The organism is Nocardioides korecus (assembly GCF_054778395.1).
In genome coordinates this window covers 124,198-143,954 of sequence record NZ_BAAGZO010000007.1, presented here as the reverse complement: position 1 = coordinate 143,954, position 19,757 = coordinate 124,198, and the positions used below count along the sequence as shown (strand labels likewise).

Sequence of the window (19,757 nt, the reverse complement as noted above, 5' to 3'; positions counted from 1 at the left end):
CCGGAGGCCCGTCGCGCTAGCGTTGGCCCGTGAGCGACGACGGTGAGGGGGGCGGCAGCGGTCCCGCGACGCGGGCGGTCCGTCCACCCGGCACCTGGCGGATCGGCACCATCGCCGGCGTCGACGTCCTCGTCCGCTCCTCCTGGCTGATCGTCGCAGCGCTGATCGCGGTGCTGCTGGCCCCGCGCATCGAACAGGTCCAGCCCGGGCTCGGCGCGCTGCGCTACGTCGCCGGCCTGGCCTTCGCCGTCCTGCTCTACCTCTCCGTGCTGCTGCACGAGGTCTCCCACGCGGTCGTCGCCCAGCGCTTCGGGCTCGGCGTGCGCTCGATCAGCCTGCACTTCCTGGGCGGCGCCACCGAGATCGAGCGCGAGGCCAGCCGCCCCGGCCAGGAGTTCCTGGTCGCCGTGGTCGGCCCGATCACCTCCCTCGTGGTCGGCGGCCTGGCGCTGGCCGTGCTCCCGGTCACGCCCCCGGGGCTGCTGCAGGTCGCCGTCGAGGGACTGGCCGGGGCCAACCTGGTCGTCGGCGTGCTCAACCTGGTGCCCGGCCTCCCCCTGGACGGCGGCCGCGTCCTGCGCGCCGGCGTCTGGCGCCTGACCGGTGACCAGCACCGCGGCACCATCGCCGCGGCCTGGGGCGGTCGGGTCGCCGCGGTGCTCGTGCTGCTCTGGCCACTCGGCTCCCGGGTCCTGCTCGGCACCCGGCCCGACGTCCTGGACTACGTCATGGTCGTGGTCGTCGCCTCCTTCCTGTGGACCGGCGCGACCGCGTCGATGGTCAACGCCCGCCTGCGCCGCCGTCTGCCGGCGCTCCAGGCCCGCCCCCTGGCCCGCCGAGCAGTGCTCGTGCCCGGCGACCTCCCCCTCTCCGAGGCCGTCCGCCGGGCGCAGGAGCGCGGTGCCGGCGCCATCGTCGTCCAGGCCCCCGACCAGCGGCTCTCCGGCGTCGTCAACGAGTCGGCCCTGCTGGCCCTGCCCGAGGAGCGGCGCGCCTGGGTGCCCGTGTCCTCCCTCGCCCGATCCGTCGAGGACGGCCTGCTGCTGCCGGCCGACCTCGCGGGCGAGGACCTGCTCCGAGCCATGTCGTCCACGCCGGCCGAGGAGTACCTCCTGGTCGAGCCCGACGGCACCATCCTCGGCGTCCTCGCCACCGCGGACGTCGACCGTGCCTTCGAGGAGGGCCCGCGCACGTGACCGACCAAGTGACCGACCCGGTGACCACCCCGGTGACCACCCCGGTGACCGACCCGCTGGACGACCAGGGGGCCGGCCCGGGCCCCCAGCCCGACTGGTCCGGCGTACGCCGAGGTCCGCTGCAGGTGGGGGAGTGGGTGCGCCTGCTGGACGCCAAGGGCCGGCGGCACAACATCTGCCTCGAGGCCGGCAAGAGCTTCCACACCAACAAGGGCGCGCTCGAGCACGACGACATCATCGGTCGTGACGAGGGCTTCACGATGGTCTCGACCAACGGCGGCGAGTACCTCGTCTTCCGCCCGCTCCTGAAGGAGTTCGTGGTCTCCATGCCGCGCGGCGCGGCCGTGGTCTACCCCAAGGACGCCGCCCAGATCGTGGCGATGGCCGACATCTTCCCCGGCGCCCGCGTCGTGGAGGCCGGTGCGGGCTCCGGGGCGCTCACCTGCTCGCTGCTGCGCGCCATCGGGCCCACCGGTCACCTGTCGTCCTTCGAGCGCCGCGAGGAGTTCGCCGACGTCGCCCGCAAGAACGTGCACCAGTTCTTCGGCGCCCCCGAGGGCGGCTCCCACCCGGCGTGGACCCTCACCGTCGGTGACCTGGTCGAGGAGCTGCCGCGGGCCGAGCGCCCCGGCTCGGTGGACCGGGTGGTCCTGGACATGCTCGCGCCCTGGGAGTGCGTCGACGCGGTGGCCGAGGCGCTGGCGCCGGGCGGCATCGTGGTCGCCTACGTCGCCACCACGACCCAGCTCGGCAAGGTCGTCGAGACCCTGCGGGCCCACGGCGAGTTCACCGAGCCCGAGCCCTGGGAGACCCTGGTCCGCGACTGGCACGTCGAGGGGCTGGCCGTGCGGCCGGGTCACAAGATGAACGGGCACACCGGCTTCCTGGTCACCGCCCGCCGGATGGCGCCGGGCCAGAGCGCGCCGGTGAAGAAGCGTCGCCCGGCCCCCGGTGCCTACGGGGTCGACTACGACGGTCCCCGGCCCTCCGGGTTGCCGCCGCTGCCGTTGGACGGCGTCGAGGCCGCCGCCGACGCCGGCGAGCGGCCCACCCGGCGGACCACGCAGCTGCCCTGAGCCGAGGGCTCTGGGGGCCGCGACGGGCCGCCGCGGGTCACGACTTCGCATCCGCCTCGCCGGACACGACCGCATCCCCTTGGGATCTCGCCGCTGCCGAGTAGGGTCGCAATCCACGACCTTCCACGGAGGTGGTTCTTGTGTCCGAGTCCGCAACGCCCGACCCGAGCGCGGCCCAGCTGAGGACGCAGGTGTCCTACCTCGAGGCCGAGGTGGTCGAGCTCCGCCGCCGGCTGGCCGGTGCCCCCGGCAGCTCCCGCGCCCTCGACCAGCGCCTGCTCGACACCCAGCGCTCGCTGGCCGCCGTCACCTCCCAGAACGAGCGGCTCGCCTCGACCCTGCGCGAGGCGCGCGACCAGATCCTCACGCTCAAGGAGGAGGTCGACCGGCTGGCGCAGCCGCCCACCGGCTTCGGCACCTTCCTCCAGCGCAACGAGGACGACTCGGTCGACGTGTTCACCGGGGGTCGCAAGCTTCGCGTGACCGTCAGCCCCTCGGTCGAGCTCGACGCGCTCACCCGCGGCCAGGAGGTCATGCTCAACGAGGCCCTCAACGTCGTCGCCGCGCTGGAGTTCGAGCAGGTCGGCGAGGTCGTGATGTTCAAGGAGCTGCTGGCCGACCAGGAGCGCGTCCTGGTCATCGCCAACGCCGACGAGGAGCGCGTCGTGCGCCTCGCCCAGCCGCTGCGCGAGCAGACCCTGCGCGCCGGCGACTCCCTGCTGCTGGACTCCCGCTCCGGCTACGTCTACGAGAAGGTGCCGAAGTCCGAGGTCGAGGAGCTCGTCCTCGAGGAGGTCCCCGACATCGACTACAGCGACATCGGTGGTCTGTTCGGCCAGATCGAGACCATCCGCGACGCCGTCGAGCTGCCCTACCTGCACCCCGACCTGTTCGTCGAGCACGAGCTCAAGCCGCCCAAGGGCGTGCTGCTCTACGGCCCTCCCGGCTGTGGCAAGACCCTGATCGCCAAGGCCGTGGCCAACAGCCTGGCCAAGAAGGTCGCGGCCAAGACCGGCCAGGAGGGCAAGTCCTACTTCCTGAACATCAAGGGCCCCGAGCTGCTCAACAAGTACGTCGGTGAGACCGAGCGCCACATCCGGCTGGTCTTCCAGCGGGCCCGGGAGAAGGCGTCGGAGGGCACGCCCGTCATCGTCTTCTTCGACGAGATGGACTCGCTGTTCCGCACCCGCGGCTCCGGGGTCTCCTCCGACGTCGAGAACACGATCGTCCCGCAGCTGCTCAGCGAGATCGACGGCGTCGAGCTGCTCGAGAACGTGCTGGTGATCGGCGCCTCCAACCGCGAGGACATGATCGACCCCGCGATCCTGCGCCCCGGTCGGCTCGACGTGAAGATCAAGATCGAGCGCCCCGACGCCGAGGCCGCCCGCGACATCTTCTCCAAGTACCTCACCGCCCGGCTGCCGCTGCACGCCGACGACCTGGCCGAGTTCTCCGGCGACCGCGAGGCCTGCGCCGCCGGGATGATCCGGGCGACCGTGGAGCGGATGTACACCGAGACCGAGGAGAACCGCTTCCTGGAGGTCACCTACGCCAACGGTGACAAGGAGGTCCTCTACTTCAAGGACTTCAACTCCGGCGCGATGATCCAGAACATCGTCGACCGGGCCAAGAAGATGGCCATCAAGGACTTCCTGGACCAGGACCAGAAGGGGCTGCGCGTCTCCCACCTGCTCCAGGCCTGCGTCGACGAGTTCAAGGAGAACGAGGACCTGCCCAACACGACCAACCCCGACGACTGGGCGCGGATCTCGGGCAAGAAGGGGGAGCGGATCGTCTTCATCCGCACCCTGATCACCGGTAAGCAGGGCACCGAGCCGGGTCGGTCCATCGACACCGTCGCCAACACCGGCCAGTACCTCTGAGCACACCCGGACGCGGCGCACCTCCTCGCGGACCCGCACGTAGGGTCGCGGCATGAGTGTGCGCCGCGTCATGGGGACCGAGACCGAGTTCGGCATCTCGGTGCAGGGGCATCCCCACGCCAACCCGATGGTGGCCAGCACCCGCCTGGTCAACGCCTACGCGAGCTCCACGCTCAAGGCCCGCCGCGCGCGGTGGGACTTCGAGGAGGAGTCGCCGCTGCGCGATGCCCGCGGCTTCGAGATGTCGCGCCAGGTCGCCGACACCAGCCAGCTCACCGACGAGGACCTCGGGCTGGCCAACATCATCCTCACCAACGGCGCGAGGCTGTACGTCGACCACGCCCACCCGGAGTACTCCTCCCCGGAGTGCACCAACCCGCTCGACGTCGTGACCTGGGACAAGGCCGGGGAGCAGGTCGCGCTCGACGCCTGCCGGTTCGCCTCGGTCCACGGCGAGGGCGACCTGCTGCTCTACAAGAACAACACCGACAACAAGGGCTCCTCCTACGGCTCCCACGAGAACTACCTGGTGCGCCGCTCGACCCCGTTCGGCGACATCGTGCGGCACCTGACCCCCTTCTTCGTCAGTCGGCAGGTGGTCTGCGGCGCCGGTCGGGTCGGGATCGGGCAGGACGGCCGCTCCGACGGCTTCCAGCTGACCCAGCGCGCGGACTTCTTCGAGGTCGAGGTCGGCCTGGAGACGACGCTCAAGCGGCCGATCATCAACACCCGCGACGAGCCGCACGCCGACCCCGAGAAGTACCGCCGCCTGCACGTCATCATCGGCGACGCCAACCTGGCCGAGACCTCGACGCTGCTCAAGGTCGGCACCACCTCGCTGGTGCTCTCGATGATCGAGGACGGCTTCCTCACCGCCGACCTCGCGGTCACCCACTCCGTGGCCTCGCTCAAGCAGGTCTCCCACGACCCGACCCTGACGCACCTGCTCGACGTGGGCGCCGGGCGCAAGATGACCGCGGTGCAGCTGCAGTGGGAGTACCTCCACACCGCCCAGCGCTACCTCGACGAGCGGCTCGGCGGCGAGGTCGACGAGCCCACCCGCCAGGTGATGGAGCTGTGGGAGTCGGTGCTGACCCGCCTCGAGCGCGACCCGATGGAGTGCGCCGAGGAGCTCGACTGGGTCGCCAAGCTCAAGCTGCTGCAGTCCTACCGCGACCGCGACGGCCTGGACTGGTCGGACGCCAAGCTGCACCTGATCGACCTGCAGTACTCCGACCTGCGTCCCGAGAAGGGGCTCTACCACCGCCTGGTCGGGCTGGGCCGGATGAAGCGCCTGGTCACCGACGCCGCCGTCACCGAGGCCATGCACGAGCCGCCGACCGACACCCGGGCCTACTTCCGCGGTCGCTGCCTGAGCCAGTACGCCGACAGCATCGCCGCCGCGTCCTGGGACTCGGTGATCTTCGACCTGCCAGGTCACGACTCTCTCCAGCGCGTGCCGACCGTCGACCCGCTGCGCGGCAGCAAGGCCCACGTCGGCCAGCTCCTGGACCGTCACGACACCGCCCTGGGGCTGTTCGAGGAGCTCACCCGCCGCTAGACGAGCGGGCGCGCACGAGCGGGCCTGTCACCCCCGCACCCCGAGGCCCGGGCCGCTAGGGTCGAAGCACCGACGAAACCGGTCGTCCCCGCAGGCCCAGGAGGTCGTCATGGCTCAGGAGCAGAAGCAGCCGCGCAGGTCCCACGAGGAGGAGCAGGCCGACGACACGGCTGCTCCCGCCGAGTCGACCGCGGAGCGCAAGGACAAGCTCGACAACGACATCGACGCGATCCTCGAGGACATCGACGACGTCCTGGAGGTCAACGCGGAGGACTTCGTGAAGTCCTTCATCCAGAAGGGCGGTCAGTGAGCGCCGATGGCTGACGCACGCCTGCCCGAGGCCTACCTGGCGCCGGGCACCTCCTCCTTCACCGACTTCCTCACCGGCGTGGCCCCCGACCTCCTGCCCGCGCGTCGCGCCCTGCCCCCGGGCAGCGCGGCCGACCTGGCCCCGCACGGCACCACCATCGTCGCGGCGACGTTCGCCGGCGGCGTGGTGATGGCCGGCGACCGCCGCGCGACGATGGGCAACGTGATCGCCCAGCGCGACATCGAGAAGGTCTTCCCGGCCGACGAGTACTCCTGCGTCGGGATCGCCGGCACCGCGGGCCTGGCCGTCGAGATGGTCCGGCTGTTCCAGACCGAGCTCGAGCACTACGAGAAGATCGAGGGCACCACGCTCTCGATGGACGGCAAGGCCAACCGGCTCTCGGCGCTGATCCGCGGCAACCTCGCCATGGCGATGCAGGGCCTCGCGGTGGTGCCGCTGTTCGCCGGCTTCGACCTGCGCCGCGAGCTCGGCCGGATCTTCTCCTACGACGTCACCGGCGGTCGCTACGAGGAGACCGCCTTCCACTCGGTCGGCTCGGGCTCGATGTTCGCCCGCGGCGCGCTGAAGAAGCTCTACCGCGACGACCTCGGCCGCGACGGCACCGTCACCGCGGTCATCCAGGCCCTGTACGACGCCGCCGACGACGACTCGGCCACCGGGGGGCCCGACCTCGCCCGTCGGATCTTCCCGATCGTCAGCGTGATCACCGCCGAGGGCCAGGAGCGGCTCACCCAGGAGGAGGTCGCCGCCGTGGCCGACGAGGTGGTCGCCGCCCGGATGCAGCGTCCCGACGGTCCCAACGCACCCCTGACCGGAGGTCGCTCATGAGCATGCCGTTCTACGTCTCGCCCGAGCAGCTGATGAAGGACCGGGCCGACTTCGCGCGCAAGGGCATCGCCCGCGGCCGCTCCGTCGCAGTGGTCCGGTACGCCGACGGCATCCTGTTCGTCTCGGAGAACCCGTCGGCCGCGCTCCACAAGGTCAGCGAGATCTACGACCGGATCGCGTTCGCGGCGGTGGGCCGCTACAACGAGTTCGAGAACCTGCGGATCGCCGGCGTGCGCCTGGCCGACATGCGGGGCTACTCCTACGACCGGCTCGACGTCACCGGCCGCGGCCTGGCCAACGCCTACGCCCAGACCCTGGGGTCGATCTTCTCCAGCGGCGGTGAGAAGCCCTACGAGATCGAGATCTTCGTCGGCGAGGTCGGCGACGGCCCCGAGGACGACCAGGTCTTCCGGCTCACCTTCGACGGCCAGGTCGTGGAGGAGCACGACTTCGCCGTGATGGGTGGGGCGGCCGAGTCGGTGACGACGTACCTGCGCCAGCGCTACGCCCCCGGCCTGTCCCGCGACGAGGCGCTACGGCTGACCGTGGCCGCCCTGGGCCACAACGACTCCGGTGATCGTCGGATACCGGCGGGCGACCTCGAGGTCGCGGTGCTCGACCGCACCCGCACGCAGACGCGGAAGTTCCGCCGCCTGACCGATTCCGCGCTGGTCACGCTGCTGGAGGCGGCGCCGGCGGGGGAGCAGGCCGAGTCCGGGTCCGCCCACTCGATCTCGCCCGGCGAGGAACCGCCCGTCGCGCCCTGAGCCGATCTTGCGCCCCGCCCCCTAGGGTGGAGAGGTGGACCGGCGAATCTTCGGGATCGAGAACGAGTACGGCGTCACGTGCACGTTCAAGGGGCAGCGCCGGCTCTCGCCCGACGAGGTGGCCCGCTACCTGTTCCGCAAGGTGGTCAGCTGGGGACGCAGCAGCAACGTGTTCCTCGGCAACGGGGCGCGGCTCTACCTCGACGTCGGCAGCCACCCGGAGTACGCCACCCCCGAGTGCGACGACGTGCTCGACCTGGTGGCCCACGACAAGGCCGGCGAGCGCATCCTCGAGGGGCTGCTGCTCGACGCCGAGCGGCGGCTGCACGACGAGGGCATCTCCGGGGACGTCTACCTGTTCAAGAACAACACCGACTCGGCCGGCAACTCCTACGGCTGCCACGAGAACTACCTGGTCAGCCGGCAGGGGGAGTTCTCCAAGCTGGCCGACGTGCTGATCCCGTTCCTGGTCACGCGGCAGATCATCGTGGGTGCCGGCAAGGTGACCCAGACCCCGCGAGGGGCGTCGTACGCCGTCAGCCAGCGCGCCGAGCACATCTGGGAGGGCGTCTCCAGCGCGACCACCCGCTCGCGGCCGATCATCAACACCCGCGACGAGCCGCACGCCGACGCCGAGCGCTTCCGCCGGCTGCACGTGATCGTCGGCGACTCCAACATGAGCGAGACCACCACCATGCTCAAGGTGGCCAGCTGCGACCTCGTGCTGCGGATGATCGAGGAGGGCGTGGTGATGCGCGACCTCACCATGGAGAACCCGATCCGCGCGATCCGCGAGATCTCCCACGACATGACCGGGCGCCGCAAGGTGCGCCTGGCCAACGGCCGCGAGGCCAGCGCGCTGGAGATCCAGGGGGAGTACCTCGCCCGTGCCCGTGACTTCGTCGACCGCCGCGAGCTGCACACCCCGGTGATCGAGCAGACCCTCGACCTGTGGGAGCGCGGGCTCAAGGCGGTCGAGTCCGGCGACCTGTCGCTGGTCGAGCGCGAGATCGACTGGGTGATCAAGTACAAGCTCATCGAGCGCTACCGCGAGAAGCACGGCCTGCCGCTGGGGCACCCGCGCGTGGCCCAGCTCGACCTGGCCTACCACGACATCCACCGCGACCGCGGGCTCTACTACCTGCTGGAGAAGCGGGGAGCGGTCAAGCGCGTGACCACCGACCTCGAGGTGTTCCGCGCCAAGACCGTCCCCCCGCAGACCACCCGCGCCCGGCTCCGGGGAGACTTCATCAAGAAGGCCCAGGAGCGGCGACGCGACTTCACCGTCGACTGGGTCCACCTCAAGCTGAACGACCAGGCGCAGCGCACGGTGCTGTGCAAGGACCCTTTCCGTTCGCACGACGAGCGGGTGGAACGACTGATCGAGGGAATGTGACCCGACGCCACCGCGCCGCCCGCAGCCTGCTGGTGGCGACCCTGGCGCTCGCCGCGACCGCGACGGCGTGCGGCAGCAGCGGCCAGGCGCAGGAGCCGGCGCCCAGCCTGAAGGAGCAGGTCACGGTCAGCGGCGGCTTCGGTCAGCGGCCGGTCATCAGGGTCAAGGCACCGCTGACGCTGAAGGAGACCTCGTCGTGGGTGACCCGGGCGGGCACCGGTGACGTCACGGTGGGGGCCGACTCGACCGCGATCCTCCAGCTCACCATCGCCGACGCCCGCACCGGGAAGACCGCGATCTCCACCCGGGACCCCGGCCAGCGCGCGCTCGAGGTCAAGATGGGCGACCAGGTGTTCCCCTCCCTGGCCCAGGCCCTCACCGGCAAGGCCACCGGCAGCCGGGTGGTGGTCGCCTCGACCGCCAAGGACGCCTACGGCTCGCAGGGGTCGCCGCAGATCGGCATCCGGCCCGGCGACCCGGTCGTGATCGTGGCCGACGTGCTCTCGGCCGACCCCACGACGCTGGTCCGGTCACCGAGCGGGGCCAGCCACGCGCTGCCGCGCGCGCTGCCCCGCATCGTCGAGACCCGGGGCCTGCCCGCCCGCCTGGACTTCGGCCGCCTGCGCAAGCCCGCGCGCTTCCGCGCCGTCGTGCTGCGCGAGGGCACCGGCAAGGCGGTCACCGACCCCAGCCGGGTCTCGGTGTCCTACGTCGGTCAGGTGTGGGGCGCCGCCAAGCCGTTCGAGGACACCTTCACCGCCCAGCCGTCCCTGGTCTCGATCGGCCTGGGCAGCGTCATGAAGGCCTGGGACCGGGGTCTCGTGGGTCTCCGCGCAGGCAGCCGGGTGATGCTGGTGTGCCCGCCCGCCACGGCGTACGGCGCGACCGCCCAGGGCGCGATCCCGGCACGCTCCACGCTGGTCTTCGTCATCGACGTCCTCGGCGTCGGCTGAGGACGGGGAGGAGCGTCGTGCCGCCCACCACCGCCAAGTCCGAGCGCCTGCTCAACCTGGTCATCCTGCTGCTCGTGGCCCGCAACTACACGACCAAGGAGCAGATCCGCGCGCTGATGGAGCCCTACCGGGCCAGCAGCGACGAGGCCTTCGACCGGATGTTCGAGCGCGACAAGGACGACCTGCGCGCGCTCGGCATCCCCCTGGAGACGGGGTTCGTCGACAAGTTCTTCGAGGACGAGCAGGGCTACCGGATCAAGCGCGACGCCTTCGAGCTGCCGGCCGTCGACTTCTCCGCCGAGGAGGTCGCCGTGCTCGGGCTCGCCGCCCGGGTGTGGCGCCACGCCGGCCTCGCCGCCGCGACCTCCGACGCGCTGGTCAAGCTCAAGGCCGCCGGCCTCTCCTTCGACCGCGAGCAGCTCGAGCAGGTGCAGCCCACGCTGGCGGCCGAGGAGCCGGCCTTCGAGGCGACCTGGCAGGCCACGGTGGACCGGACCCCGGTGCGGTTCGACTACCGACGCGCCGGCCAGGCCGAGGCCACCACGCGTGACCTCCAGCCGTGGGGCGTGGTCACCGCGCAGGGCCGGTGGTACGTCGTGGGCCTGGACACCGGCCGCGGGGAGCCCCGGATGTTCCGGCTCAGCCGGATCACCTCCGACGTCGTGACCACCGGGGAGCCCGGCTCCTTCACGGTCCCCGAGGGCACCGACCTGCGGGCCCTGTCGGAGTCGCTGGCGCCGCCGCAGCCCGACACGACCGCCGTGCTGCTGGTCCGGGCCGGGGCGGCCGTGGGGCTGCGCCGGCGCGCCGAGGTGCGGGCCACCGGGGTCACCGGCCCCGACGGCACCCCCGGGTGGGACGAGGTCGCCGTGCCGTACGCCTCGCGCTCCGGGGTCGTGGGGGAGCTGCTCGAGCACGCCGGCTCGGTCGTGGTGGTCTCGCCCCCCGAGCTGCGCGACGCGGTGCTCACGCGGCTCCGCGGCCTCCTCGCGGCGCAGGGGGTGGACCGGTGAGCAACGCGCGCGAGCAGGTGGCCCGGCTGCTGGCCCTGGTGCCCTACCTCCAGACCCAGGGCGAGGTCCCGCTGTCCCAGGTGGCCGCCGACTTCGGGGTCACCCCGGCGCAGGTCCGCAAGGACCTGGGGGTGCTGTGGATGTGCGGGCTCCCCGGGCTGACCCCGGACCGGATGATCGACGTCGACATGGAGGCGCTCGAGGACGACCCCGACGGGGTGGTCCACATCGACAACGCCGAGTTCCTGGCCCGCCCGGTGCGGCTGGGCAGCTCGGAGGCCTCCGCGCTGATCGTGGCGCTGCGAACCCTGCGCGAGTCCGGGCGGGGGGCCTCGCACGAGGTCGTGGACCGGACCCTGGCCAAGCTGGAGGAGGCCGTGGCGACCGGTGCGGCCCCCGCCGCCGTCGAGGTCCGCCTGGGGGACCGGGCCCCCTCCGAGCACGCCGACGCCCTCCGTCGCGGCATCGCCGAGGACCGGCAGGTCCGCCTGACCTACCACGTCCCGCGGCGCGACGAGAGCACGCTGCGCACGGTCGACCCGGTCGCGGTGGTCTCGCGCGACGGGCACGACTACCTCGACGCCTGGTGCCACCTGGCCCGGGCACGCCGGCTGTTCCGCCTGGACCGGATCGAGGCCGTCCAGGTGCTCGAGGAGCACCGCGTCGAGCCCGACCTGGCCCCCCGCGACCTCTCCGAGGGCCTCTTCGAGCCCGGACCGGACGCCGTGAGCGCCGTCCTCCACCTCGACCGTCCGGCGCGCTGGGTCGCGGACTACCACCCCGTCGACCGGGTCGAGGAGCTCGGCGACGGTCGTCTCGAGGTGCACCTGCGCTCCGACGACCTGCGCTGGCTGGTGCAGCTGGTGCTGCGCCTGGCCCCCGACGTGCGCGTCGTGGAGCCCGCGTCGCTGCGCGCGGACGTCGTGGCGGCCGCCCGGCGGGCCCTCGACCTGTCCTCCTGACCGACCACCGCGACGCTCGCGGCCACTCCTGGTGTCGACAGGACCGGTTCAGCAAGTGCGCGTAGGGTGGAGGGCATGACGCACGTGCTGGCACTTCCCCTGCTCGCCGACCTCGGCCCGGCTGAGCTGCTGATCATCTTCGGCATCATCGTGCTCCTCTTCGGCGCCTCCAAGCTCCCCGACCTCGCGCGCGGCAGCGGTCGTGCCCTGCGCATCTTCAAGGCCGAGACCAAGGGCCTCCACGACGACGAGGAGACCCCCGAGCAGCGCCAGGTCGCCGCACGCCAGCGGGAGGCCGAGGAGCTGCGCGAGGCCGAGCAGCGCGTCGCCGACCTCCGCGCCCGCTCGAAGCACGACGAGCCCGGCTCGGGCACCTCCCCGACCCTCTGACGACCCCGGGACGCCTCCCATGGCCCTGCTGGACGTCGTCGGTCTCTTCCGGGCCCGCCCGCACGACCCCGTCGGCGACGGCGGCCGGATGTCGTTGGCCGACCACTTCCGCGAGCTCCGCGCGCGGGTGCTCCGCTCCGTGCTCTACCTCGTGGTCGCCACGATCGTGGCGTTGTTCTTCTACCACCAGCTCTTCCAGCTGATCCTCGATCCCTACAACCAGGCCCGCCGGCTGCTGGGGCAGGGCACCCAGACCCAGGCCGTGATCACCGGCGTGGGCACCCCGCTGATGCTGCAGCTCAAGATCTGCGGCGTCGCCGCGGTGGTGGCCACCTCGCCGCTGTGGCTCAGCGAGATCTGGGGCTTCATCGTCCCCGGCCTGCACCCGCACGAGAAGCGGTGGAGCCGGGTCTTCGTGCTCACCGCCGGGCCGCTGTTCATCGCCGGCGTCCTGCTGGGCTACTACGTGCTGCCCAAGGGGATCGCGGCGCTGATCGGCTTCACCCCGGCCGGGCTGACCCAGCTCACCGAGTTCGGCGACTTCTTCACCTTCATCACCCGGATGCTGCTGGTCTTCGGGGTCGCCTTCGAGATCCCGCTCTTCGTGGTGCTGCTCAACCTCGCCGGCCTGGTGTCGGGCGCCTCCCTGGCCCGGCACCGTCCCTTCATCATCGTCGGGGTCTTCGTCTTCGCCGCCGTCGCGACCCCCTCGACCGACCCCTACTCCATGCTCATGCTGGCCTTCCCCATGCTGGCCCTGGTGCTGGTCTCGGAGTTCGTGGCCCGGCTGCTCGACCGCCGCAAGGCCGCGCGGTCCCACCCCGAGTGGGACGACGACACGGCCTCGCCGCTCTGACCGGAGGGCGGGGCGGGGGCCGCTAGGGTCCTGTGCGTGCCCGAGATCGCGCTGCTGACCAACCCGACGTCCGGGCGGGGGCACGGCACGGCGGTGGCCGCCCGGGCCGTGGCACGGCTGCGCGACGCGGGCTTCGTGGTGCGCAACTTGGCCGGTCGCGACGCCCACGAGGCAGAGGACCTGTCCCGCCAGTGCGTCGCCGACGGCGTGGAGACCCTGGTCGTGGTGGGCGGCGACGGCCTCGTCCACGCGGCCGTGCAGGCCCTGGCCGGGTCCGGCACCCGCCTGGGGGTGGTCCCGGCGGGCACCGGCAACGACGTCGCGCGCTACCTCGGGGTCAGTCGCGACGACGCCGACGCCGCGACCGACGTCGTGGTCGGCGGCCGCGAGCGCCTTATCGACCTGGCCTGCGCCGGTGGGCGCTACTACGTCACCGTGCTGGCCGCCGGCTTCGACGCCGTGGTGAACGAGCGCGCCAACCAGATGCGCTGGCCGCGCGGCCAGATGCGCTACAACCTGGCCACGGCCGCCGAGCTGCGCACGTTCCGGCCACTGTCGTACACCCTCGACCTCGACGGCACCCAGCACCGGTTCGAGGCGATGATGGTCGCGGTGGGCAACGGGCCGTCCTTCGGCGGCGGCCTGCGGATCACCGAGGGGGCCGTGCTGGACGACGGCCTCCTCGACGTCGTGACCATCCTCCCGATGAGCCGCGTCGAGCTCGTGCGCACCTACCCCAAGCTGTTCAAGGGCACCCACGTCCACCACCGCGACTACCGCCACCACCTCGCACGTAAGGTGACGATCGCGGCGTCCGGAGTCACGGCGTACGCCGACGGTGAACGCATCGCCGCCCTCCCCCTGACCGTCGAGGTCGCGCCCCTGGCGCTGAAGGTCCTGGTGCCCTGAATGAGCAGTCACGACGAGCTCCCCGAGGAGTCGCCCTCGGCGCGCTACGCCCGCTACCGCCGCAACCGCGAGCACCCGATGCTCGCCGACTTCGCCTCGCGCCTCGACTTCGCGCTCGACGACTTCCAGGTGCGGGCCTGCCGCGAGCTCGAGGAGGGACGGTCCGTCCTGGTCGCCGCGCCCACCGGGTCGGGCAAGACCATCGTCGGCGAGTTCGCGGTCCACCTGGCCCTGGAGTCGGGTCGCAAGGCCTTCTACACCACCCCGATCAAGGCGCTGTCGAACCAGAAGTTCAACGACCTGGCCAAGCGCTACGGCGCCGAGAACGTCGGCCTGCTGACCGGCGACAACAGCATCAACGGCGAGGCCCCGGTGGTCGTGATGACCACCGAGGTGCTGCGCAACATGCTGTACGCCGGCTCGCGCACCCTCGACACCCTGGGCTTCGTGGTCATGGACGAGGTGCACTACCTCGCCGACCGGATGCGCGGTGCGGTCTGGGAGGAGGTGATCATCCACCTGCCCGAGTCGGTGGCGGTCGCCTCGCTCTCGGCCACGGTGAGCAACGCCGAGGAGTTCGGCGAGTGGCTCGGGACCGTGCGGGGCGAGACCACCACGATCGTGGAGGAGCGCCGCCCGGTGCCCCTCTACCAGCACGTGATCGTGGGCCGGCGGATGTTCGACCTGTTCGCCTCCGAGGGCGGCATCGACCCCGCCCAGCTCGAGCGCCGCGACCACGAGCCGCGGGTCAACCCCCAGCTCGAGCGCGTGGCCCGCGACGACTTCGCGCGGGGCCGGATCAAGGACCGGCGCACCCCCAAGGGACAACGCCGGCCGCAGGGGGGCGGCTCCGGCCAGGGCACCCGCGGGGTCTGGACCCCGAGCCGGGCCGACGTCGTCCAGCAGCTCGACCGCGCGGGCCTGCTGCCGGCGATCGTGTTCGTCTTCAGCCGCGTCGGCTGCGACGCCGCGGTCCAGCAGTGCCTCCAGGCCAACCTGCGCCTGACCTCGCCGGCCGAGCGCGACGAGATCTTCGCCTTCGTCCAGGAGCGGTGCTCCGACCTGCCCGACGAGGACCTCCAGGTGCTCGGCTACCACGAGTTCCTCGACGGCCTCACCCGCGGGATCGCCTCCCACCACGCCGGCATGCTGCCGAAGTTCAAGGAGTGCGTGGAGGAGCTGTTCCTGCGCGGCCTGTGCCGGGTCGTCTTCGCCACCGAGACGCTGGCGCTGGGCATCAACATGCCCGCCCGCTCGGTGGTCATCGAGAAGCTCTCGAAGTGGAACGGCGAGACCCACGCCGACCTGTCGCCGGGCGAGTACACCCAGCTGACCGGCCGTGCGGGCCGTCGTGGCATCGACGTCGAGGGCCACGGCGTCGTGCTCTGGCAGCAGGGCCTGGACCCCAAGGCGGTGGCCGGTCTGGCCTCGACGCGCACCTACCCCCTCAAGTCGAGCTTCCGGCCGTCGTACAACATGGCGGTCAACCTGGTGCAGCAGTTCGGTCGCGACCGTGCCCGGGAGCTGCTGGAGTCGTCGTTCGCCCAGTTCCAGGCCGACAAGGCCGTCGTCGGGCTGGCCCGGCAGCTGCGCAAGAGCGAGGACGCGCTGCAGGGGTACGCCGACGCCGCCGCGTGCGACCGCGGCGACTTCATGGAGTACGCCGGGCTCCGCGCCCGCCTGTCCGAGACCGAGAAGGACCTCGCCCGCTCACGCCGCTTCGACCGCCGCCAGGAGGTGCTCGACTCCCTGGCCGCCCTCAAGCCCGGTGACGTGATCGAGGTGCCGGGCGGCCGCTTCGCCGGGATGGCCGTGGTGATCGACCCGGGGGTGAGCGCCACCGCCTCGGGCACCGGGCGCGACGACCCGCGGCCCTACGTCCTGACCGCCGACCGGCACGCCCGCCGGCTGAGCATCACCGACTTCCCGACGCCGGTCGGGTCGATCACCCGCGTCAAGGTGCCGCGCAACTTCAACGGTCGCAACCCCCAGGAGCGGCGCGACCTGGCCTCGACGCTGCGCAACCGCACCCACAACCTGACCCCGCCGCCGCCCGGCACGGGGGAGTGGAAGGGCCGCAGCGGGACCGGCCGTCGCGACCAGGTCGAGGACCACCGGATCGAGGACCTGCGCCGCCGGCTGCGCAGCCACCCCTGCCACGAGTGCCCCGACCGCGAGGACCACGCCCGCTGGGCCGAGCGCCACCACAAGCTCGACCGCGACGCGCGCACCCTCAAGCGCCGCATCGAGCAGCGCACCAACACCATCGCCCGGCAGTTCGACCGCGTCTGCGACGTCCTGACCGCGCTGGGCTACCTCGAGGGCGAGGACCGGGACTCGGTGGTCACCGACCGCGGCCGCGTCCTGATGCGGATCTACAACGAGATGGACCTGCTGACCGCCGAGTCGCTGCGCGCCGGGCTGTGGGACGGCCTGGACCCCTCCGAGCTCGCCGCCGTGCTCTCGACCCTGGTCTACGAGTCCCGGCGCCCCGACGACGCGGCCGCTCCGCGCCTGCCCGGTGGCGCCGTCCGCGAGGTCCTGGCCGAGATGGTGTCGATCTGGTCCGACCTCGAGGCGCTCGAGCGCGAGCACCACCTCGACCAGCTGCACGAGCCCGACCTCGGCTTCGCCTGGGCGGCCTGGCGCTGGGCCGAGGGCGACGAGCTCGACGACATCCTGCACGCCACGGGCCTGGCGGCCGGCGACTTCGTGCGCTGGGTCAAGCAGCTGCTCGACCTGGCCGACCAGGTCGCCGACGCCTCCGGACGGACCAACCCCGGCCTGCGCCAGGCCGCCCGCGAGGCCGCGGGCCGGCTGCGCCGCGGCGTCGTGGCCTACTCGTCGGTGAGCAGCTAGCGACGTGAGCCCCTCGTCAATCGGGGTTGGAGACGCTCCACCCGGGTCGCGCCGCCGTCGGACCGTCCACGAGCCTCGCCGAGTCGGGCCGCGACGTCGACCTCCATCAGCTCGCCGTTGATCCCGGCGCCGGCCATCAGCCCGGCGGCCGCGGCCCCCATCACCTGGGCGCCGAGGTCGGTGACGTTGCCGGCCACCCAGACACCCGGGACGGCGGTGCGGCCCATCGGGTCGGCCGGGTAGTGCTCCCCCAGGCCCGAGGGGTGGTCCGCGGCGGTCATCCCGAGGGACTCCAGCAGCGGGGAGCGCGCCACCATGCGCGGCGCGACCACGACCGCGTCCAGGTCGACCAGCGTGCCGTCGACCAGACGGACACCCTGCAGCGCCCGCTCGGGCCCGACCAGGGCCTCCACCTCGCCCGCCACCACCCGCACCCCGGCGGCACCCAGGCGGGCGACGTCGTCCGGCGAGGGAGGCGCCAGGTGGGCGAGCACGGTCACCCGGTCGCTGAGCTGGGAGAACAGCAGCGCCTGGTGCACCGCCGCCGGCCCGGTCGCCAGCACCCCGATGCGCTGGTCGCGCACCTCCCAGCCGTGGCAGTAGGGGCAGTGCAGGACCTGGTGGCCCCACCGCTCGGCGACCCCGGGCAGGTCGGGCAGCTCGTCGACCAGGCCCGAGGCGACCAGCACGCGGCGGGCCCCGACCTGCGTCCCGTCGTCGACGGTGAGGACGAAGCCGTCGGCGACCGCGGCACCCGACACGACCGTGCCGACCCGCAGCTGCCCGCCGTACGACCGGAGCGTCTCGCGTCCCCGTGCCACCAGCTCGGCGGGGGCGAGGCCCTCCTGGCCGAGCAGGTTGTGCACGCCCTCGGCGGGTGCGTTGCGGGGCCGACCGCCGTCGACCACCAGCACCCGTCGCCGCGACCTCGCCAGGGCGATCGCCCCGCTCAGGCCGGCGGCACCCCCGCCGACCACCACCACGTCGTACGCCTCGTGCATGCGCTGCTCCTCTTCTCGGCGCCGCTCGCTGCGGCCCGTCCAGCGTGCGACGGCGGTCCGGGGCCTGGCAACTCTCGTTGCCGGTGTGGCAAACTCACGTCTCGTGGAACCCGCTCTCGACACCGTCCTCGACTCCGTCGGCCCGCGGCTGCGCGCCCTGCGGCTGGAGAAGGAGATGACCCTGGCCGACCTCGCGGAGGCCACGGGCGTCTCCACCAGCACCCTGTCGCGGCTGGAGTCCGGCGGACGCCGGCCGACCCTGGAGCTGCTGCTGCCGATCGCCCGGGTGCACGGCGTCGCCCTGGACGACCTGGTCGGTGCCAGGTCCGCGGAGGACCCGAGGGTGCCGCAGAGAGCGGTCACGCGCGGCGGGATGACGATGGTCCCGCTGAGCCAGCGCGCCGGTGGGCTGCAGGCCTACAAGCTCACCATCCCGCCGGGGAAGCGCCGGCGACGCCCCGACCCGCAGACCCACGAGGGCTACGAGTGGCTCTACGTGCTCGACGGACGCCTGCGGATGGTGCTGGGTGACCTCGACCTGGTGGTCACCCCGGGCGAGGTCGTGGAGTTCGACACCCGCACCCCGCACTGGTTCGGCGGCGCCGACGAGCGGCGGGTGGAGTTCCTCTCGATCTTCGGTCGCGAGGGCGAGCGGATGCACCTGCGAGCGCGGACCAAGCCCTAGCGCCGACGAGGAGAGCACGCCGCCCGTCGCGCGGCCGTCCTCGACGGCCTCCGGCCCGGGCGTCAGTCGAGCGCGGCCAGGGTCGCGGTGAGCCGCTCCACGGGGCTCGTCAGGCCCCACTGCTCGGCGATCGCCGCGAGCATCTCGGGGTCGGCGGGCTGCCGCGGGAGCGTGAGGTCGGTGGTGTCGAGGTCGAGGTCGCGCACGACCGCCACGACCCGGGGTGCCACCTCGAGGTAGTCCAGGGCGGCCTTGATCTTGCCGCGCGGGCCCGGCCCCATCTTCTGGTCCGGGTCGGTGTCGGGGTCCACGGCGGCCGACACGATGGCCTCGAGGGTGCCGAACCGGCCCAGCAGCGTGGCCGCGGTCTTGTCGCCGATCCCGGCCACCCCCGGCAGTCCGTCGGAGGCGTCGCCGCGCAGGGTGGCGAAGGCGGCGTACTGGTCGGCGTCGACGGCGTACTTCTCCCGGACGACGTCGTTGGTGACCCGCTCGTGCTTGCCCACGCCGCGGGCGATGTAGAGCACCCGGACCTGCGCCTGGTCGTCGACGAGCTGGAACAGGTCGCGGTCGCCGGTGACGACGTCGACGGGCATGCCCGCGTCCGTGGCGAGGGTGCCGATCACGTCGTCGGCCTCGTGGTGCGCGGCCCCCACCACGGCGATCCCGAACGCCTCGAGCACGGCCAGGATGATCGGGACCTGCTGCTCGAGGGGATCGGGGACCTCCTCGACGTCGGGGGTGTCCCCGGGGCGCTCGGCGACCACGCGGTGGGCCTTGTAGGTCGGCAGCAGGTCGACCCGCCACTGGGGGCGCCAGTCGTCGTCCCAGCAGCAGACCAGGTGGGTGGGCCGGTACTCCTCCACGAGGCGGTTGATGAAGTCGACCAGCCCGCGCACGGCGTTGACCGGCGTGCCGTCCGGCGCCGTGACGGAGTCGGGGATCCCGAAGAAGGCACGGAAGTAGAGCGAGGCGGTGTCCAGGAGCATCAGTCTCGAGGTGGTGTCGACCATGCGAGCACGCTAGCGGTCACCGCCGACGTCGCCGAGCAGGAACTCGGGGGCGCTCGCTTCCCCCGCGCCGCTAGGCTC

18 protein-coding genes are annotated in these 19,757 nt (G+C 72.5%); 16 read left to right on the top strand and 2 right to left on the bottom strand.

Going from position 1 to position 19,757, the window contains the following annotated elements; translation table 11 throughout:
- The first annotated feature begins 29 nt into the window (after positions 1-29).
- From ACYVDA_RS15115 to ACYVDA_RS15045, 15 genes are all read left to right on the top strand, one after another.
- Positions 30-1,196: a M50 family metallopeptidase gene (locus ACYVDA_RS15115; protein ID WP_460819243.1), complete on the top strand. Its 1,167-nt coding sequence runs from the start codon at positions 30-32 to the stop codon at positions 1,194-1,196.
- 44 nt (positions 1,197-1,240) lie between these two features.
- Complete coding sequence (locus ACYVDA_RS15110) at positions 1,241-2,272, top strand: tRNA (adenine-N1)-methyltransferase (protein ID WP_460819413.1); 1,032 nt, start codon at positions 1,241-1,243, stop codon at positions 2,270-2,272.
- 140 nt (positions 2,273-2,412) lie between these two features.
- Positions 2,413-4,155 carry a proteasome ATPase gene (gene arc / locus ACYVDA_RS15105; RefSeq protein ID WP_460819241.1) on the top strand — a complete coding sequence of 581 codons (1,743 nt, stop codon included), beginning with the start codon at positions 2,413-2,415 and terminating at the stop codon, positions 4,153-4,155.
- A 52-nt stretch (positions 4,156-4,207) separates the two neighbouring features.
- Positions 4,208-5,716 (top strand): depupylase/deamidase Dop, encoded by a 1,509-nt coding sequence (gene dop / locus ACYVDA_RS15100; RefSeq protein ID WP_460819240.1) that lies wholly within the window; start codon positions 4,208-4,210, stop codon positions 5,714-5,716.
- Between the two features lie 109 nt (positions 5,717-5,825).
- On the top strand, positions 5,826-6,026 hold the full coding sequence (locus tag ACYVDA_RS15095) for a ubiquitin-like protein Pup (RefSeq protein ID WP_460819239.1): 201 nt from the start codon (positions 5,826-5,828) through the stop codon (positions 6,024-6,026).
- Between the two features lie 6 nt (positions 6,027-6,032).
- Positions 6,033-6,875 (top strand): proteasome subunit beta, encoded by an 843-nt coding sequence (gene prcB / locus ACYVDA_RS15090; protein ID WP_460819238.1) that lies wholly within the window; start codon positions 6,033-6,035, stop codon positions 6,873-6,875.
- Complete coding sequence (gene prcA / locus ACYVDA_RS15085) at positions 6,872-7,642, top strand: proteasome subunit alpha (RefSeq protein WP_460819237.1); 771 nt, start codon at positions 6,872-6,874, stop codon at positions 7,640-7,642. Before prcB ends, prcA begins: the two co-directional genes overlap by 4 nt.
- A 34-nt stretch (positions 7,643-7,676) precedes the next feature.
- The gene (pafA, locus tag ACYVDA_RS15080) at positions 7,677-9,038 is read left to right on the top strand and encodes a Pup--protein ligase (protein ID WP_460819236.1); all 1,362 of its coding nucleotides are present in this window, start codon (positions 7,677-7,679) and stop codon (positions 9,036-9,038) included.
- Positions 9,035-9,991: an FKBP-type peptidyl-prolyl cis-trans isomerase gene (locus ACYVDA_RS15075; protein ID WP_460819235.1), complete on the top strand. Its 957-nt coding sequence runs from the start codon at positions 9,035-9,037 to the stop codon at positions 9,989-9,991. Before pafA ends, ACYVDA_RS15075 begins: the two co-directional genes overlap by 4 nt.
- Before the next feature lie 17 nt (positions 9,992-10,008).
- A complete protein-coding gene (locus tag ACYVDA_RS15070; protein ID WP_460819234.1) occupies positions 10,009-11,004 on the top strand; it encodes a helix-turn-helix transcriptional regulator in 996 nt (331 codons plus the stop codon).
- Positions 11,001-11,966 (top strand): helix-turn-helix transcriptional regulator, encoded by a 966-nt coding sequence (locus tag ACYVDA_RS15065; RefSeq protein WP_460819233.1) that lies wholly within the window; start codon positions 11,001-11,003, stop codon positions 11,964-11,966. The genes ACYVDA_RS15070 and ACYVDA_RS15065 overlap by 4 nt, the downstream gene beginning before the upstream one ends.
- 75 nt (positions 11,967-12,041) lie before the next feature.
- Positions 12,042-12,356: a Sec-independent protein translocase subunit TatA gene (gene tatA / locus ACYVDA_RS15060; RefSeq protein WP_460819232.1), complete on the top strand. Its 315-nt coding sequence runs from the start codon at positions 12,042-12,044 to the stop codon at positions 12,354-12,356.
- A gap of 19 nt (positions 12,357-12,375) precedes the next feature.
- Entirely contained in the window at positions 12,376-13,212 is an 837-nt protein-coding gene (gene tatC / locus ACYVDA_RS15055; RefSeq protein ID WP_460819231.1) for a twin-arginine translocase subunit TatC, read from the top strand.
- 36 nt (positions 13,213-13,248) lie between these two features.
- Positions 13,249-14,121: a diacylglycerol/lipid kinase family protein gene (locus ACYVDA_RS15050; protein WP_460819230.1), complete on the top strand. Its 873-nt coding sequence runs from the start codon at positions 13,249-13,251 to the stop codon at positions 14,119-14,121.
- Entirely contained in the window at positions 14,122-16,980 is a 2,859-nt protein-coding gene (locus tag ACYVDA_RS15045) for a DEAD/DEAH box helicase (RefSeq protein WP_460819229.1), read from the top strand.
- Here the strand turns inward: ACYVDA_RS15045 and ACYVDA_RS15040 are convergent.
- Positions 16,977-17,981 carry an NAD(P)/FAD-dependent oxidoreductase gene (locus tag ACYVDA_RS15040; protein ID WP_460819228.1) on the bottom strand — a complete coding sequence of 335 codons (1,005 nt, stop codon included), beginning with the start codon at positions 17,979-17,981 and terminating at the stop codon, positions 16,977-16,979. The two genes, ACYVDA_RS15045 and ACYVDA_RS15040, sit on opposite strands and share 4 nt — an antisense overlap.
- 103 nt (positions 17,982-18,084) lie before the next feature.
- Between ACYVDA_RS15040 and ACYVDA_RS15035 the strand changes: the two genes are divergently transcribed.
- Complete coding sequence (locus tag ACYVDA_RS15035) at positions 18,085-18,666, top strand: helix-turn-helix domain-containing protein (RefSeq protein WP_460819227.1); 582 nt, start codon at positions 18,085-18,087, stop codon at positions 18,664-18,666.
- A gap of 62 nt (positions 18,667-18,728) precedes the next feature.
- On the opposite strand, the gene ACYVDA_RS15030 is transcribed toward ACYVDA_RS15035, so the two are convergent.
- Positions 18,729-19,679, bottom strand: coding sequence for a 5'-3' exonuclease (locus ACYVDA_RS15030; RefSeq protein WP_460819226.1), 951 nt, complete (start codon positions 19,677-19,679; stop codon positions 18,729-18,731).
- Between the last annotated feature and the right edge of the window lie 78 nt (positions 19,680-19,757).

What these genes read in the sequence shown, in the direction of transcription:
- dop (WP_460819240.1), top strand. Translation starts at nt 4,208, where the DNA reads ATGAGTGTGCGCCGCGTCATGGGGACCGAGACCGAGTTCGGCATCTCG.
- ACYVDA_RS15095 (WP_460819239.1), top strand. Translation starts at nt 5,826, where the DNA reads ATGGCTCAGGAGCAGAAGCAGCCGCGCAGGTCCCACGAGGAGGAGCAG.
- prcB (WP_460819238.1), top strand. Translation starts at nt 6,033, where the DNA reads ATGGCTGACGCACGCCTGCCCGAGGCCTACCTGGCGCCGGGCACCTCC.
- prcA (WP_460819237.1), top strand. Translation starts at nt 6,872, where the DNA reads ATGAGCATGCCGTTCTACGTCTCGCCCGAGCAGCTGATGAAGGACCGG.
- tatA (WP_460819232.1), top strand. Translation starts at nt 12,042, where the DNA reads ATGACGCACGTGCTGGCACTTCCCCTGCTCGCCGACCTCGGCCCGGCT.
- tatC (WP_460819231.1), top strand. Translation starts at nt 12,376, where the DNA reads ATGGCCCTGCTGGACGTCGTCGGTCTCTTCCGGGCCCGCCCGCACGAC.
- ACYVDA_RS15045 (WP_460819229.1), top strand. Translation starts at nt 14,122, where the DNA reads ATGAGCAGTCACGACGAGCTCCCCGAGGAGTCGCCCTCGGCGCGCTAC.
- ACYVDA_RS15040 (WP_460819228.1), bottom strand. Translation starts at nt 17,981, where the DNA reads ATGCACGAGGCGTACGACGTGGTGGTGGTCGGCGGGGGTGCCGCCGGC.
- ACYVDA_RS15030 (WP_460819226.1), bottom strand. Translation starts at nt 19,679, where the DNA reads ATGGTCGACACCACCTCGAGACTGATGCTCCTGGACACCGCCTCGCTC.